Annotated in this window: 2 protein-coding genes; one reads left to right on the top strand and one right to left on the bottom strand. The window is 57.7% G+C overall.

Annotated elements, in window-relative coordinates; translation table 11 throughout:
* Positions 1-36 precede the first annotated feature (36 nt).
* Positions 37-507 carry an Hsp20 family protein gene (locus CKW40_RS42315; RefSeq protein WP_095205395.1) on the bottom strand — a complete coding sequence of 157 codons (471 nt, stop codon included), beginning with the start codon at positions 505-507 and terminating at the stop codon, positions 37-39.
* A gap of 199 nt (positions 508-706) precedes the next feature.
* On the opposite strand from CKW40_RS42315, the gene CKW40_RS42320 reads away from it, so the two are divergent.
* Positions 707-941: hypothetical protein (locus CKW40_RS42320; RefSeq protein ID WP_179298323.1), on the top strand; the 235-nt coding region annotated here is incomplete at its 3' end.

A 941-nucleotide genomic window follows, 5' to 3' on the forward strand; every position in this document is an offset into this window, starting at 1 on the left:
TCCTCCTTTCTTCTTCAGGCTGCAGCTTTGCGGGCATCAGGCGGCTACGTTACCCTCAATCCGCTTGGAATTCGGCTTCTTGCCGGGACCGGCATTGATGGCGATCCGGCGCGGCTTCATCTCCTCGGGAATTTCCTTTTGGAGATCGATGACCAACAGGCCGTTTTCCAGCTTCGCGCCTGTCACGCTGACATGGTCGGCGAGTTCGAAGCGGCGCGTAAAAGGCCTGAGTGCCAAGCCGTGATGAAGGTACTGGACGTCGTCATTTTCGGTCTTGGCGCCGTTGATGACCAAAAGGTTCGGCTCATGTGTGATCGAAAGCTCGTCCTCGCCGAAGCCGGCCACCGCGACCACAATGCGATAGCTGTCCTCGCCGAGTTTGGCGATGTCATAGGGTGGCCATCCATCGCCGTTCTGCGGATGGCTTGCATTTTCGAGCAGGTTGAAGATGCGGTCGAAGCCGATGCTTGACCTGTAGAAGGGGGAAAAGTCCATGTTTGTTCTCATAGCTACATCCTCCTTTGAGCAACATAGATACGAGCACCAGGAAGCCCGGTGCTCCCTGTCTTTGCCGACCCCTTCGGCGCCGGCGGAAATGAGGTGGGAATCGCGCTCGGCAACGTCAAGAGGTCTCTTGCAGGAACTTGGAAACATAAACGGCGTTCGAGGCGTTGTTGCGGACGTTTCAATACCAGGGAGACCTGCAATGGCGATGACCCACGATGAAGTGCTTTCGGTACTTGGCCTGGTGGACGAGGCGACGGTTGCCGAAATCGTGTCGACCGACGCCTCAGTTGAGGAGTTGAGAGAGGCTGTCGCCTGGTTGGTCAATGACGAGGCCCTGATAGGCGAAGGCCGTCCTTTGCCCGGCACCAAAATTGCCGCGCTGATCGAGATGCTGGAGCCGGAAGAGGAAAGCGAAAGGACCCGTTCCGACGGGC

The organism is Mesorhizobium carmichaelinearum (genome assembly GCF_900199455.1).
Lineage (GTDB): Bacteria > Pseudomonadota > Alphaproteobacteria > Rhizobiales > Rhizobiaceae > Mesorhizobium > Mesorhizobium carmichaelinearum.